Genomic DNA, 15,814 nt, shown 5'->3' with positions numbered 1-15,814 from the left:
ATTTTTATACGTAGAGGTGAAAGATGCTGACTAAGCGACTTGCTGAGGAAATTGTGGAACAAACGATGCTTAGATTAACCCGTAATTTGAATGTGATGGATACGAATGGAATGATTTTAGCTTCAGGGGAAAGGGAACGGGTGGATAGAATTCATGAGGGGGCAGCTCATGTTGCGGAAACGGGAAAGTCATTGTGGATAGACAATGAGAATCTAGCGGAATGGCCAGGTTCAAAACCTGGGGTGAATTTACCGATTCACTATAAATCTCGACTAGTTGGCATTATTGGGATAACGGGATCTGTAGAAGAGTTACGAGATGTTGCACCCCTTGTCCAGTTAACGACGGAAATGATGGTTCATCAGTCATTATTGACATCTGAATCAGAGTGGAAGAGAACTGCAGGGGAATTGGTGTTTAAAGAACTAATAAGCGGCAATCCTATTTCAGGAGTTACATTGGATCGGATGAAGATGTTATCCATTTCTTTGGAAGGCCCGTTTACGGTGCTGATCGTTCACCAAAACGAGGCGACCCGTACACCGAATCATCTTACGGATTGGCTAGCGGAGGCTATGGGGATTCGTACTGTGTTGTCAGGAGCTGATTGTGGACATGCCATGCCGTTTCTAATATGGGGCGTGGACCGGGAACTGGTGAAAAAAAGAGTGGAGCATGTTTGTAAACAGAAAGGTGTTTCACTCTTAAAGATGGGGATTGGTAAAACGGTGTTTGTAGAAGAGGATATCGTATTGGGCTACGAATCCGCCTGTCACGCAATTCAATTTGGGATGATAAATGAAATCATCAATGATTTTGAAACAATTGAAATGCGCGCCTTGATGGGGGCGTATCAACAACCTTTGCATACACAATACGTTGAAAGGATATTAGGCCATCTTGATGAGAATTTGATAGCAACACTTCAAGCGTATTTGGAACATGAACTTCATGCCCAAAATACGTCCAATGAGCTTAGGATTCACCGACATACACTCTCGTACCGCCTTAAACGTATTGCAGATATAACAGGATTGGATCCTACACGATTTAGCTCGGCTGTTCAATTGTTTTATGCGTTGTTGTTAAAGGAAGGAGCACAAACTTAAAAAACCGAGCGTTTTCCGCCCGGTTACTTTAATCCGATGAATGCGAGATGTCTTCCCGCCTGTTTGTCTTGACGATATGAAAATCCATCTTCACTTTGAAACGTACATATGGGTTCGATTGTAATATTAGCACTTGGGATGCCTGCCAGTTCACATTGAGTTTTTACAGTCTTTTGGTTATCAATCTGGTATTTGCCGGACCTTTCGTTGAACGAAATCCATGGTTCCGCATAGCCGAGTGCATGAAATTTCTCGAAGACATCACTGTCCACTTCGAACTTATCTTGGCTAAGTGCAGGTCCAATCACTATCTCGAAGTCTTCTGGACGACATCCTTCATGTTCAATAAGATGCTGGAGCAATTTCGGTGTGATTTCTTTGACGGTGCCTTGCCAGCCCGAGTGAATAACGCCAACAATACCAGCACGTTCGTTTGAAAGAAGCACGGGCACGCAATCCGCCATGAACCCCGCGAGAACGATACCTTGCTCATTTGTAAAAAGAGCATCCGTATTAGGAATTGCAGTGGTTTGGTCAGTCGCACCACGCCCACAATCCGCACGAGTGACTTTGTGGAAATTGGCGCTATGAGTTTGGTCTGCAAAGACAAAATCATCTGTTGAACATCCGAGAGTAAATGCGAGCGCTTGTCGATTTTTTAGCACAGCTGTTGAATCCAGACAAGCGTGTAACGCCAAGTTATTCTCTTCAAGAGCAGTGGGGTCTTTCATAGTAATTCCTGAAATCGAGCTCCCTTTCATGTCGTATCGCTTTGTTTTCATTTCATTCACCTCTAGTTATCAAAATGTTTGCTGATTATTGTACCATGTCGTGGGGTTACATGTGCATCAGATAGGGAAGTAATGAATACACCCTGCCGTATTGAGCAGAGACATTGACAACCTTTTTTCTGTGCATTATTGTAGACTATTATATTCCCTAGTAAGCAGATAGGAATTAATCAGAAATATAGAGAAAAGGAGATGCCGTCATACATGAAAGCACTCTGGAACCGATATGCGAATGCATCTTTAATTCTTAAAATAACGATAGCTTTAATCCTCGGAATTGTGGTTGGATTGCTGATGGGTGATCAAGCGAATGTATTTGCGCCACTTGGTGATTTACTGATCCGTCTTTTGACCTTCTTAATAATTCCTCTTATCCTTTTTACGCTAATCGTCGGCGTGAATCAGACAACGATTACGAATCTCGGCCGAATGGGTGGAAAAGTGTTCATCTATTATACGCTCAGTTCTGCGGTTGCAATTGTGGTAGGACTCGCAGTTGCAACATTGTTCCAGCCTGGATCTGGCATGAAGTTAGACGGAAGTGAGTCGTTTGACGTACCGGATAATCCCGGCATCGTCAACGTGTTACTCAATATTGTTCCGTCAAATATTGTTACTGCGTTCACGGAGATGAATTTGCTAGGAATCATTTTTACAGCACTCGTTTTCGGAATTGCAATCTCTGCTATGCGCAGTTCAGAAGGTATGAGTGAACTTGGCAATCATTTGTTGAAAACCATTAGTGCGCTGAACGAAGCCTCATTATTCATCCTCAAAGGGATTTTGCAATACGTTCCGATTGGTGTATTTGCAATCATGGCGAAGACGGTGGGGAGCCAAGGAGCCGACACGCTTCTTTCGCTAGGAGGGATGATTGGCGTGCTATATGCAGCATTGCTTGCGCAAATCGTATTGTATATTGTCGTAATGCTGCTATTTAAAGTGAACCCGCTAACATTTTTCAAGCACGCACGAACTCCGATTGCGACAGCTTTTGTTACGCAAAGTAGTGCCGGCACGTTGCCATTAGCTTTAACTGCTGCACGTGATTTAGGGTTGCCGCGCAGTTTGTATGGATTTAGTTTGCCGTTAGGCGCAACGATCAATATGGATGGAGCGGCAATACGGATCGCAGTGTCTGCAGTTTTTGCTGCAAACATTTCAGGTAACCCGCTGTCTTTGACGGATATGTTAATGGTAGTCTTAATCGGAACGCTTGCCTCAATTGGAACAGCAGGTGTCCCTGGTGCAGGAATAGTAATGATTGCAACGGTTTTTGTGCAGTTGGGTTTACCGATTGAAGCGGTGGCTTTACTTACATCGATTGATGCATTGATTGGAATGGGAGCAACGGCCCTGAATGTTACAGGTGACCTTGTAGGTACGACGCTCATTAGTCGTACGGAAAAACGAAAAGAGGATATAAAAGAAGGAGAAGAAACCCCGGCACATTCGTAAAAAGTGATTTTCTAAAAGCTAGCTCTTAGAGATGTAATGTAAATCTCTTGGAGATGGCTTTTTTAGAGGGAGGATTGCTGAAGAACGGGTTTGAATAAATGGGGAGTTCCTGGTGATCTTCACTTCTTGCGATATATGGAAGAATATTGTTAGAACCCTCAGTTGGAGACATTTTACACTGCAAAGCACCCTATTACAGTGAATCATCATTTTTAAGAAGGAGGACGATTGTTTTAGAAGAGCGTTCTGAAGAGAGCTGATAGGTTGAAATAATACCTTTAGGGGTATATGATAAAAGAAATCAAATCAGAAGGAGTGTGTGATATGACACCACAAGCAACTGTTTACGTATCTTCTACGTGCCCTTATTGCACGATGATGACGAATTATCTGGACGAACAGAAAATCACTTATGAAACTGTAAACGTATCATTAGATCAAGAAGCAGGAAAACGTCTCGTAAAAACAACTGGACAGATGGGTGTTCCTCAGACCAAATTGAATGACGTTTGGATTTTAGGTTTTGATCCTGAAGGTGTTCAAAATGCTCTTCATGGAGAAGCTCAGTGAAGCGTATTGTTGACAAGTTCCGCTGTATGACGTGTTCTATTGAAACCGATGTGGAAAAGGAAGTGACGAGGAAGTTATTTCCTAAGTTTTGCATCGGACACGTTGCGCTATTTGGCACCGGTATTTTTCTCTTAATTATGGAATGGATGAACTGAAAACCGGCTATCCCTAAATTCAAATGGGAGAGCCGGTTTGATTTTTTTCTATGAACTTGCGATACTTTACAGTAGGAGTGAAGGAATTACTGTGAATTCATTTGCATCAGGGTGCCTATATGAAAAGGGGAATTGCTATGAAGCTGGAGCGATTGCGTCAGTCATTTGAAGAGCTAGCGAAGTTTACAGACGAAGGAGAAGGCATTAATCGTCTTGCTTATACCGAAACAGAGCGCAATGCGAGGGAGTATATGATTCGACAGTTTGAAGAGGCTGGACTCACGGTCCGCACAGATTACGCGGGAAACGTCATCGCACGACGTGAAGGCGGAACAGCTGAATTGCCTGTAGTAGCAACGGGTTCACACATCGACTCGGTCTATGCAGCTGGAGAATTTGATGGAACCGCGGGTGTGCTCGTTGCACTTGAAGTGATGCGTTCGCTTGCGGATGACAACATTGAAACAGAGCATCCGCTGGAAGTCATTATCTTCGCGTGCGAGGAATCGTCGCGTTTCGGAGCCTCCACACTCGGTAGTAAAGCGATGTCAGGACGATTGGATCCGGCATATACCCGATCGTTGACAGACAGAAATGGCATTACTCTTATGCAAGCGTTTGAAGAGAATGGACTCGATCTGGAAGAAGTCCATTTAGCGATGCGTTTTCAAGATGAGTTCAAAGCATTTGTGGAGCTACATATAGAGCAAGGTCCTGTGCTAGAGAAGCAACAAGTATCTATTGGAGTCGTCTCTGCCATTGCTGCGCCTGTTCGATTCCATGTTCACGTCGGAGGAACGGCAGATCACTCAGGGACAACCCCTATGGATTACCGTCATGATGCGCTGCTTGGTGGTGCTGAAATTGCATTGGCTGTGGAACGGGCAGCTATTGCGGAACTTGCGTATGGTACTGTTGGTACAGTAGGCGTTTTTTCAATAAAACCCGGAGCGATGAATGTCGTACCAAGTACAACGGAAATGGACGTCGATATCCGAGGAACGAACACAGAGTCGCGACAACGTGTCGTGGATGCACTTGAAACGGCGGTCAAAGATGTTGCCGAAGCGCGTGGATTAGACGTTTGGATGGAGGCAATCTCCAGTGAAGAGCCAGTTCAAATGGATGCAGACGTTGTGAATGGGTTCAAAGCGGTTTGTGAAGAACGAGGAGTGAAGTGGCTGGAAATGCCAAGTGGGGCGGGGCATGATGCTATGAATATGGCGGCGTTCTGTCCGACTGGAATGATCTTCGTTCCGTCCAAAGATGGGCTTAGCCATAACCCAGCTGAATACACTTCCATGGAAGAATTGTTGGAAGGTGCAGAAGTGCTAAGAGCATTCATGTTAAGACAGGCCAACATTGTGTAATGATCCAAACGGTATGGCGGGACAGTAGTTGTCTCGCTATGCTGTTTTTTTTTGTGGGTTAAACTTAGAAATGGTGATTTTGCCAATTCTCTCTAAACTGCATGCACCTATGAGTTAGGATATTCAAAAACAGGGCGAGTGCTAGCAATTAAATCCTTAAACACACTTGAATTGTGTCCCGTTATCGAGAAACTTTCGCAAGTGTCGGAGAAATCACTCCAAGTGTCGGAGAAACGCACACATGTGATCGAGAATTCCCTGCAAGTGAACGGCAACCACTCCAAACTGATCGATAACGAGAAAAATCATAATAAAAAGATGGCCCACACAATGCGGGCCATCTAAGTTATTTTGCAAAAGGATCCTTATGATCATATTGGTTATTGTGTACAACGTCACTACGCAAATACTCAAGAATTTCATCTACAATCTCCACACCATTCTTCAAGGACTCTTGTTCTTGAAGTGTTGTGTTCTGACCAGGATACAGCACTTGGTCAAACCCTGGAGCTGGCTTCACCTCATTCAATTCTTTCATCATTCCGGAAATATTGGCACGGAACAGATCAGAACTTGTGAACGCACCTGGGTCAATCACGATATGGAGTTGTCCGAGTTCACGCCCCGCCGTCAAATCATGATACATCGACGACACGTGCTTACCGAATGGAAGACCTAGCAAAACCCCTGACAAGATATCTACCATCATCATAAGACCATAGCCTTTTGGTCCAGCAATCGGAAGCAATCCTGTCACCTTAAATGGATTCGTCGTCGGTACGCCGTCTTTATCTACTGCCCACGTATCGGGAATCGATTCGCCTTTTGACCGAGCATGCAAAATTTTCCCCCATGCTTGAATGCTTGTTGCCATATCGAAGATGATCTTATCATCACCTTCACCAGGAGCCGCGAACGCGATTGGGTTTGTCCCAAAATACGGTTCAGCTCCGCCAAAAGGAACGACCATTGGATCGGACTGGCACATGGAGATTCCAATCATTCCAGCTTCAGCTGCTTGTTGGACAAAGTACGACATGGCACCACTATGACTCATACGGCGAATGCCGACAATGGCCGTTCCGTTTTCCCGAGCCATTTCAATTGCTCGAGTCATAGCATCTTTTGCAGCTACGTGTCCGACCCCGTTATCAGCATCCAGCACAGCAGTACCAGGTCCTGTTTGCTTAAATTGTTTGTCTGGATTTACGGTAATGCCGCCTTTAGCAATTCGTTCGGCATAGTATTCAGTACGCATCGCCCCGTGAGAAAAAATACCGCGAGCATCTGCGTGTGCAAGTACGTCTGCAACTATCTCCGCATCATCCCGTTGTAGCCCTGCTTGTGTGAGTTTGTTTGCCATTAGCTCTTTCAATTCCTCAATCGATACCTTCATCTCCAACACTCCTTTTGGCTATAGCCACTTTTTAGTTCGTCTTCATAGAAAATCGTTGTTGTAAAAAAGTAATCGTATGCTGAATAGTACGCGCAGAATCAGGGTCGTTCATGTTTGCGTCAAAATTATGTTTCCCTTGGGAAATCGTCAGAAGCTCATTTGGAATACGTAACGAATCGAGCTTTTCTTTCATTGCGACAGACTCTGCGTATGGCACATCCTCATCCTGATCGCCATGGATAAGAAGCGTTGCTGGATATCGTGTATCTGCTAACTCAACAGGTGCGAAATGTGCCAGCTTACTAATATCCTTAGCATCCGAGCCCGTCACCCAATCGAGCCACGTGCCTTGCTGACGGCAATATAAGTAAATGGCATATCGCCGTTCGATTGGTGCCGATGAAATTGGATTTGGCTGAACCAGTTGCTTCGCTAACATTTCAGGTACAGACGTCATCGATGTAAAATGCGCGCTAGGATTTCGATACCATTCGCCAGTGACTTGTCCGTATCCATAAAACGACACTATCGCATCTGGCTTCACATCAAATGTCCCTGATAACAGAGCGAGATAACCTCCAGCTGAACTACCAATCACAGCCACTCGTTCTCGATCGAAATCGAAATGAGCAGGTGCTTCAGTCTTTATCCAAACTAGTAAATCCTGAATATCATCTCGGATTTCAGGAAGTTTGGATTCAGGAGCAAGTCGATAATCTACAGAAAATACGTTGAATCCAGCCTCATTATATAGACGGATTTGTTCGCGATTCATGTCATCGCGTGTCCCCCAGATTAGTCCGCCTCCATGTATGTAGACAATCAAAGGGGCCAGAGTTTTGGTTGTTGGATGAAGTACCCCTCCAATCTCACACTCCTCCACACATTTATAAACAAATGCATCTGCCATAATCGAACCCTCTTTTCTAACTCTCTATCTTTCTTATTAAATTTCGAATGCAATGGTTAGTTTTTATACAATTCAGATCCTTTTTAAAGGTATGAATAGTACTCGGCAAAACCATTTCTCCTCCTATTTTACGACACGAAACACCAAGAAAACAGCTATTGATTAACAATTTTATGTTTTTGTAATGTTACGCTCTAGTATTTTATTCGTCTGCAATGCAAATTGCGTTACAATTAACTTGGATAAACAATAACAGCTTTCACCTTTGTTTTGTGCTTCATAATTAGGGAAACACATCCAAAGGTAGGCACGCTGATTTTAAAAAATACTTACAGGGGTGATTTTTGTGCTTCATACGATTATCAAGAAGAACTCGTACCAAGACTCCATTAACCTCATGTTGCTCACGAACTCAATCGCAACTATGGAAGGTCTCAACAAAGTACAAATCATGATGGCAACACCAGCTAACAAAGACATCTTTAAAGATGCAGGGTTGCATACATCAGAACTCGAAGCAGCAGAATCGAACGACATGGCAATTGTTGTCGACACAGACAATGCAGACATGATAGACACAGTTCTTGAAAAAGTGGAACAATACTTAAATGACCAATCTATCAGCAACAAAAAGCAAGGATTTGAAACCGTACGGACATGGGACAAAGCAGTGGATGCACTTCCAAATGCAAACGTTGCTATGATTTCAGTACCTGGTGAATATGCAGCAGATGAAGCGGACAAGGCACTGGATCGTGGTCTTCACGTGTTCATGTTTAGTGATAACGTGTCTGTAGAAGACGAATTGAGATTGAAACAAAAAGCTCACGACAAGGGATTGCTTGTCATGGGACCAGACTGCGGTACAGGAATTCTTGACGGAGTACCTTTGGCATTCGCAAACGTTGTGAACAAAGGCCGTATCGGCCTTGTCGGTGCATCAGGAACAGGAATCCAGGAAGTATCCACAATTATTGATCGCTTAGGAGAAGGCGTCAGCCACGCTATCGGTACTGGTGGACGTGACCTGAAAGATCCAATTGGTGCGATTACTATGATGGATGGAATTCGTGCTCTAGAAAACCACAGCGCGACAGAAATTATCACGATCATTTCTAAGCCACCTGCAGAACACGTTCGTAACGAAGTAATGGAACTTCTTCAAAGCTTGACGAAGCCAGTCGTTGCTGTATTCCTTGGTGAAAAGCCAGAGCAATATGAAGGCAATGTCTACCAAGCTTATACACTTGCGGAAACTGCACATATTGCAGTGGACTTAGCACGCGGAAACGAAGTGAAGGCAGATTATAACTCAGGCGACTTCTCTGTAGAGAATGCAAGCTTGAAAGAAGGTCAGAAGACGCTAAAAGGATTGTACTCAGGTGGTACACTCGCTTCTGAAGCAGCTGTACTGATCTCTGATGCATTGGGCCTTGGCACGCATATTAAAAACGAAGAAGGCTACGTCTTGAAACACGAAGGTCAGGAAATTGTTGACCTTGGAGACGATAAATATACACAAGGTAAGCCACACCCGATGATCGATCCTGAAACTCGTTCGAAGTTTATCGAGCAAGCTGGGGATGATGAAACAACTGCTGTTATCTTGCTAGACTTCGTACTTGGTTATGGTTCGCATGACGACATGGCAAGCGCGTTACTTCCGTCTATCAACAAAGCAGTAGCAAAAGCAAAAGAAGGCGGCCGTACATTGCACGTCGTCGCAACTGTTTGTGGAACGAAAAACGATCCGCAAAGCTATGACAATCACGTAAAACAGTTGAAAGAAGCAGGGGTCATTGTAAAAGAAACAAACAACGAAGCAGTCCGCACTGCGCTAAGCATTGTTGGACTCCAAGTTGAAGATAACCAGAAGAAACATGTAGAGGGCACTAAGTCAGATAAGAAATTCGATCTTTCTGTCTCAGAAGACATCGCGTCACTCGTTTCAGAACGTCCACGCGTCATTAACGTCGGTTTGAAAGGCTTTACAGGTGCGCTTGCAGATACAGGTACACAGTTTGTCCAATACGACTGGCGTCCAGTTGCTGGCGGTAATGCACGTATGGCTAAAATCTTAAGCTTGCTGAAATAATTTCAGAATGATAAAGATAAAAGGTCCAGATCCGCTCTGGACTGGACCTTTCCAATGCAGGTGGAAACATCTGTAAATATGACGAATGAGGTGTGTACGCTATGAACTATAAGTCAATGGATGAAGCAAACAAAGCGGTTGTCGATAAAATTACCGGATCTGCTCCGTTTCTAGTGAATGTTGTTCCCGCTAAAGAAAAAATTAAAGAACTAAATGACGGAAAAGTGTTACTCCATGCAGGTCCACCTATTGTGTGGAACGACATGACAGGTCCTATGCAAGGTTCTTGTATTGGTGCGTCTATCTATGAAGGTTGGGCATCGACCGAAGAAGAAGCGGAAAAGCAACTAGCAAGCGGTGAAGTGAAATTTATTCCATGTCACCATGTGAATGCAGTTGGCCCAATGGGTGGAATTACATCTGCTAATATGCCTGTTTTTGTTGTAGAAAACCGTACAGACGGCAACGAAGCATACTGCATCATGAACGAAGGAATCGGAAAAGTGCTTCGTTTTGGTGCTAATTCACAAGAGGTAATCGATCGTTTGAAGTGGATGCAAGATATTCTTGGACCAACAATTGCAAAAGCTCTTGCTCTCACTGAAGATGGTTTGAATTTGAATGTTATCATCGCAAAAGCGATTACGATGGGTGATGAATTCCACCAGCGTAACATTGCGTCGTCCTTAATCTTCTTGAAAGAGATCAGCCCATACATCGTTCAGTTGGACATGGATGATAATGATCGTAAGGATGTTATTCAATTCTTGGCGGATACAGATCAGTTCTTCCTTAACATTGCTATGGCTACAGGAAAAGCTGTAATGGATGGAGCTCGTACTATTCAAGACGGAACTGTCGTTACAGCAATGTGCCGTAATGGTAAAGATTTCGGAATTCGCATTAGTGGAATGGGAGACGAGTGGTTCACAGCGCCAGTAAACACGCCTCAAGGACTATTCTTTACAGGGTATTCACAAGATGATGCTAACCCTGATATCGGTGACAGCGCGATCACTGAAACATTCGGTGTCGGCGGTATGGCAATGATTGCAGCACCTGGGGTAACACGTTTTGTTGGCGCTGGCGGATTTGATGACGCACTTGCAACAAGTAATGAAATGACAGAAATCTGTGTCTCTCAAAATAGTAACTTCACAATTCCTACATGGGACTTCCAAGGTGCTTGTCTTGGAATCGATGCACGTAAAGTAGTTGAGACCGGTATTGAGCCAGTCATCAATACAGGAATTGCACACAAAAAAGCAGGTATGGGTCAAGTTGGCGCGGGAACCGTTCGTGCTCCTAAGGAATGTTTTGAAAAGGCATTAGAAGCATATGCTGTGAAGCTAGGCTTGATCTAATGGAGATGCTGTCAGCGAAGGGTTCAGTCTTGTATGCAGAGGAATACGAACAACGCATTCCTCTGTTGCTTTCTGAGCACCCAGGAGGTAAAGTACACAGCATTTTTCAGAATGGTGTTAATGTCCAAATGGGCAAGCATTTGTTTTTCATCGGCACGACGAAAAACGGACAGTTGCCATTTGGTATTCACCTATCCCACCAGCACTTACAAGAATTGCTAGGAACCATCAACAACAATTGCTCTGTGTCTTGGCATTCCGCAAAGCGGGAGTTGGAGTTTGGAGAGGGAGTACCTGCTGTTTGCCTCGCTGGCGCAGTGCCGTTTGACTGGCAGATTTCTCGCAAAATGTTTACAGATGATGAGCTAATGGACAACTTAGCTATGCTTATATCCATATTGCTCATTGAACCACGTATAACTGGATTGGGCACAGAAATTGAATCATTTTTAGCCGCTTATTTAGAGGGATCCCCTGCAAGTGGAATAAATGAGCAGCATATTTATGAACTACTTTCCCTATTGGAATCATCTGACCGGGAGAAAATAGAGACAGAACTTCGCTTTTTCATCGGTCGGGGGCAGGGGTTAACCCCTTCAGGTGATGATCATTTGGTCGGCTTACTCGCTATCCATGCAGCGACTGGAATACTATCTACTCCTTTTGTTGAAACCGTAAAAGGACTTGTTCTGAACGAGTCACTGACAACTGATATCGGACGTGAGTATTTGTTGTATGCGTTGGAAGGAAAGTTTAGCTCGACTGTGGCTGAAACGGCTTCAGCATTGACAGAGAAGACAGATATTTATATGCTAAAACCACTGCTTTCGGAATTGCTCGATATGGGGCATAGTTCCGGAACAGATACGGTTTTTGGCATGTTACTCGGCCTATTGGCGCTAAGGAGGAAACAAGAATGGCAGAAAAAGTAGTAATTGCACTTGGCGGGAACGCAATCCTGCAACCGAAGCAGGAAGCGACTTATGAGAATCAGCGTGAAAATGTACGAATTAGTACTGAAATTATTGCGAAAATCGTCAAAAACGGTCACGAAGTCGTCGTTACACACGGCAACGGTCCGCAAGTAGGCAACATCCTTCGCCAGAACGAAGAAGCGAAAGATGTCGTTCCTGCACTTCCACTTGACGTTTGTAGCGCAGAATCACAAGGATTCATCGGGTATATGATGGAACAAACATTGAAGAACGAACTAAATAAATTGGGTCTGAACAACCAAGTGGTTAGTATGCTGACGCAAACAGAAGTGGATCGTAATGATCCGGCTTTCAAAGATCCATCTAAGCCTATTGGTGTGTTCTACTCTGAAGAAGAAGCCAAGCAGTTGGCTGAAGAAAAAGGATGGGACGTAAAAGAGGACGCTGGACGTGGATGGAGACGTGTGGTTGCTTCTCCAAACCCGAAGTCAATTCTTAGCTCTCAAACTATTAAAATGCTAACAGATAACGAAGTTATAGTAATCGCTTCTGGCGGTGGCGGTATTCCTGTTGTCCGTGAAGAAGATGGTAGCTTGACAGGTATTGAAGCTGTTATTGACAAAGACCGTAGTGCATTTCGTCTTGCAGAAGAAGCGAAGGCAGACGTTCTTATGATTTTGACTGACGTTGACAACGTATTTGTAAACTATGGCAAGCCTGATCAAAAAGCACTTGGTACGATTACTCTTGAAGAAGCTCAAGGCTATGCGGATGAAGGACAATTTTCTGCCGGCAGTATGGGACCTAAGATGGAAGCGGCTATGAAGTTCGCTGAACTCGGTGGACGTGCGATTATCTGCTCACTTGGACAGGCAGACCTAGCAGTTGAAGGTAAGGCTGGTACACAGATTAAAAAATAAGTATATCAATGGTATTGGCTATGGTCATTTTGACACTGGCCAATACCCTTTTGGTATTTACATAGGTTTTAGTTTTTTACATAATTCATGAAATCAGACGGAAGGAGAGAGTGTGGATGAAAAATAGACAATCCCGTTCTTTTAAAAAGGAACTCATTTACTCGTTTCTTACAATAGGACTGACTGCAATTATTGTCCTCGGGATTTTTCAATTCTTCCAGCTCTCCTCGCTAATCGAAGGCAATCAGGATAGCCAAAAGAAAGTAACCGGGTTTTTAGAAGATAATATTGAAAGTTATATGGATCAACATGGTAGAATCATTGAAACGATGGCCTCTAATATTGCTCCTCTTTTAGAGGAAGGACGAACATCAAAGATAGAAGAAAAGCTGCGTGATATTAAGATTAACTATCCGGGGTTTGTAAACTTGTACGTAGGAGATAAAAATGGTGAATCTCTTGTATTTTACCCTTCAGTATACACGGACGGTGTGAAACGGGAGCACTTGAATTATAGCGACCGGTCTTATTACAAAGATCTTCTCGATAAAAACAAACAAGTGGTGTCTCCTGTTTTTTATGGTAGAGGGGGGACAGACATTCTTTTGGTAGCGATTGTCTCACCGATATTTGACAGTAAGGGGAAGATGCAAGGGTATATTTTAGGTGCGATTGATTTAAACGCTTTGGAGAAGTACGTGTCTACACGAATTTCCGGTGAAGCAAGCTATGCGGTGCTACTTGACCAAGATAATAATGTAATTGTGCATCCTGATGTTGATACGCGGACAGAAATGGTGAATTTAACGAATTCTAAAATTGTTCAAACCATCAATAAACAGTCTGACCAATCTTTAAATAGCTTGACTGTGAAAGAAGAGGGTAGTGAAAAAGAATTTATCACCTATGCGAAAATTAAAAATCTTGATTGGACAGTATGGATTGCTAATCCATCCACACTGATCACAAAGCCACTTAGAAGTGCTGCAAACACCATTTTGTGGTTCATCCCCATTACGGCGTTATTTGTTGTGCTAGCAAGTCTGTTTCTAACGAATCGACTCGAACGAACGATTCGTAATCTGCTCGATACCATTAAGCGATATTCTGTAAGTTATAAAACAAACCAGCCCGTTCAATTATCAGAACGCATTCAAGGCCCGCAAGAGATGACGGATTTGCTAACTCACTTCAATGACATGATATCTGAAATTGAAGAAAACCGAAATGAACTCATAGACTTGAATACACAACTTGAAGGCCGCGTACAAGAACGAACTGCAAATTTGGAACAGCGCAACGCTGAGTTACAGGCAGTAAACAAACTGATTACTCCGGTGTCTTCGAAAATGGACTTACCGCATTTCATCCAACTGTGTCTTCAAAATATTGAAAAATCCATACCGTTCAATGTGCACATTTGGTTCAGAGAGATTGCCGTAACGAGCCAAGCAATTTACGTCAACAAAAGTTTACAGAGCTATTTAGAGAAAAATGTGCTGGGCACTAATCATCACATGGAACCGATTGTACTAGATGGGTTGCCTAATGGCTATCTCATTATCGATTTGCTGGATGGGCAAACAATTGAACCAAGAGGACAGGAATTCCTTCAAACGTTCTCACGCTCCCTGGCAGTTATGTTACAAAACAAATTGTTATTTGAGCGATATCGGAATAAGCACGCTGAACTGGATGCCGTTCTTGAAAGTATGTCAGAAGGGATAATGCTCCTCAATAATAATCAACAGGTTGACTATGTGAACGAATTCTTTTTGAATGTGACGGATGGAGATGGCACGAATGGACCACTTGTGCACTTGTCTGACGTTATGAAACGTATTAATATCCTGTTTGAGACTTCTACAGAAGATCTTGTTTCATTTTTTGAAAATGAAGCAAGTGAACTTAAGTTAGAATACAAAACGAAATCAGGCAATGCTGATTTTTATATGCTTCATAAATTCTCCGTCATATCGGATGAGAAAAAAATCGGCGAAGGACTACTCATTCGTGATATAACAAAAGAGGAGGAAATCGATACTCTGAAAAACAACCTGATTTCGTTGACGTCTCATGAATTTAAGACCCCCATTACAAATATTCGAGGAAGCGTTGAAACGTTATTACGAAGAGATGTGGAATGGGACCCTGAATTTCAGTACGAACTGTTAGAAGGAGTCCATGAAGACATAGAGAGAATTCAACATCTTGTGGATGACTGGATGGATATATCAAAGATTGAATCTGGCTCGATGTATATTGAACGAAATATGGTTCGTGCAGATCATGTCATTGAGAAGTCAATTGAACTGGTACCACTTACGTTAAAAGAAGGGGCAACGCTCACTTTCCACAACAAAGCGGAAGATTACTTATTCTTCTATGCTGACAAAACACGAGTCCAGCAGGTGTTAGTCAATCTCTTTACAAATGCTCTGCGCTATAACGATAATCAGCAAAAACGGATTGATATCACGCTTGAAAAAAAGAGTGATTATTTAACCATTGCGGTATCGGATAATGGCATCGGTATTTCGAAAGAGCATTTACAGAAAATCTTTAATCGATTTTACCAAGTCGACGTGACTGCTACACGTCGCTCAGGTGGAACTGGATTAGGGTTATCCATTTGTGAAGGGATTATGGAAGCACATGAAGGTAGGATCGAAGTGGATAGCAAACCAGGGGAAGGAAGCACGTTTACACTTTACTTTCCGATAAGAGAGGGGTCTTAAGGG

Annotated in this window: 12 protein-coding genes; 9 read left to right on the top strand and 3 right to left on the bottom strand. The window is 43.3% G+C overall.

The genetic code is table 11. From position 1 onward, the window contains the following. The first annotated feature begins 23 nt into the window (after positions 1 to 23). On the top strand, positions 24 to 1,109 hold the full coding sequence (locus M3197_RS10680) for a CdaR family transcriptional regulator (RefSeq protein WP_251661417.1): 1,086 nt from the start codon (positions 24 to 26) through the stop codon (positions 1,107 to 1,109). Positions 1,110 to 1,132: 23 nt separating this feature from the next. On the opposite strand, the gene pgeF is transcribed toward M3197_RS10680, so the two are convergent. Then, positions 1,133 to 1,891, bottom strand: coding sequence for a peptidoglycan editing factor PgeF (gene pgeF, locus M3197_RS10675; protein ID WP_251661415.1), 759 nt, complete (start codon positions 1,889 to 1,891; stop codon positions 1,133 to 1,135). Positions 1,892 to 2,104: 213 nt separating this feature from the next. Here pgeF and M3197_RS10670 point away from each other — a divergent pair, with 213 nt between their 5' ends. The 3 genes from M3197_RS10670 to M3197_RS10660 all read left to right on the top strand — a co-directional run bounded on the left by M3197_RS10670 (position 2,105) and on the right by M3197_RS10660 (position 5,453). Further along, the gene (locus M3197_RS10670; protein WP_251661413.1) at positions 2,105 to 3,358 is read left to right on the top strand and encodes a dicarboxylate/amino acid:cation symporter; all 1,254 of its coding nucleotides are present in this window, start codon (positions 2,105 to 2,107) and stop codon (positions 3,356 to 3,358) included. Between the two features lie 324 nt (positions 3,359 to 3,682). Further along, positions 3,683 to 3,928 carry a glutaredoxin family protein gene (locus M3197_RS10665; RefSeq protein WP_251661411.1) on the top strand — a complete coding sequence of 82 codons (246 nt, stop codon included), beginning with the start codon at positions 3,683 to 3,685 and terminating at the stop codon, positions 3,926 to 3,928. A 292-nt stretch (positions 3,929 to 4,220) separates the two neighbouring features. Further along, positions 4,221 to 5,453, top strand: a complete 1,233-nt coding sequence (locus tag M3197_RS10660) for a Zn-dependent hydrolase (RefSeq protein WP_251661410.1) — start codon at positions 4,221 to 4,223, stop codon at positions 5,451 to 5,453. A 346-nt stretch (positions 5,454 to 5,799) separates the two neighbouring features. On the opposite strand, the gene allD is transcribed toward M3197_RS10660, so the two are convergent. Further along, positions 5,800 to 6,849, bottom strand: coding sequence for an ureidoglycolate dehydrogenase (gene allD, locus M3197_RS10655; RefSeq protein ID WP_251661407.1), 1,050 nt, complete (start codon positions 6,847 to 6,849; stop codon positions 5,800 to 5,802). Positions 6,850 to 6,880: 31 nt separating this feature from the next. After that, positions 6,881 to 7,759 (bottom strand): alpha/beta hydrolase, encoded by an 879-nt coding sequence (locus tag M3197_RS10650; RefSeq protein WP_251661405.1) that lies wholly within the window; start codon positions 7,757 to 7,759, stop codon positions 6,881 to 6,883. Positions 7,760 to 8,105: 346 nt separating this feature from the next. On the opposite strand from M3197_RS10650, the gene fdrA reads away from it, so the two are divergent. The 5 genes from fdrA (at position 8,106) to M3197_RS10625 (ending at position 15,811) form a co-directional block, all read left to right on the top strand. Next, on the top strand, positions 8,106 to 9,854 hold the full coding sequence (fdrA, locus tag M3197_RS10645; protein ID WP_251661403.1) for an acyl-CoA synthetase FdrA: 1,749 nt from the start codon (positions 8,106 to 8,108) through the stop codon (positions 9,852 to 9,854). Between the two features lie 101 nt (positions 9,855 to 9,955). Further along, positions 9,956 to 11,218 carry a YlbE family protein gene (locus tag M3197_RS10640; RefSeq protein WP_251661401.1) on the top strand — a complete coding sequence of 421 codons (1,263 nt, stop codon included), beginning with the start codon at positions 9,956 to 9,958 and terminating at the stop codon, positions 11,216 to 11,218. A 5-nt stretch (positions 11,219 to 11,223) separates the two neighbouring features. After that, positions 11,224 to 12,150 (top strand): oxamate carbamoyltransferase subunit AllH family protein, encoded by a 927-nt coding sequence (locus M3197_RS10635; RefSeq protein ID WP_251661399.1) that lies wholly within the window; start codon positions 11,224 to 11,226, stop codon positions 12,148 to 12,150. Then, entirely contained in the window at positions 12,135 to 13,073 is a 939-nt protein-coding gene (gene arcC, locus M3197_RS10630) for a carbamate kinase (RefSeq protein WP_251661397.1), read from the top strand. The genes M3197_RS10635 and arcC overlap by 16 nt, the downstream gene beginning before the upstream one ends. 116 nt (positions 13,074 to 13,189) lie before the next feature. Then, positions 13,190 to 15,811, top strand: coding sequence for a sensor histidine kinase (locus tag M3197_RS10625; protein ID WP_251661395.1), 2,622 nt, complete (start codon positions 13,190 to 13,192; stop codon positions 15,809 to 15,811). Positions 15,812 to 15,814 lie beyond the last annotated feature (3 nt).

The sequence above is a fragment of the Sporosarcina aquimarina genome, from assembly GCF_023715615.1.
Lineage (GTDB): Bacteria > Bacillota > Bacilli > Bacillales_A > Planococcaceae > Sporosarcina > Sporosarcina aquimarina_A.
Note: the sequence above shows the minus strand (reverse complement) of the source record. Positions and strands in the feature narration are given on the sequence as shown.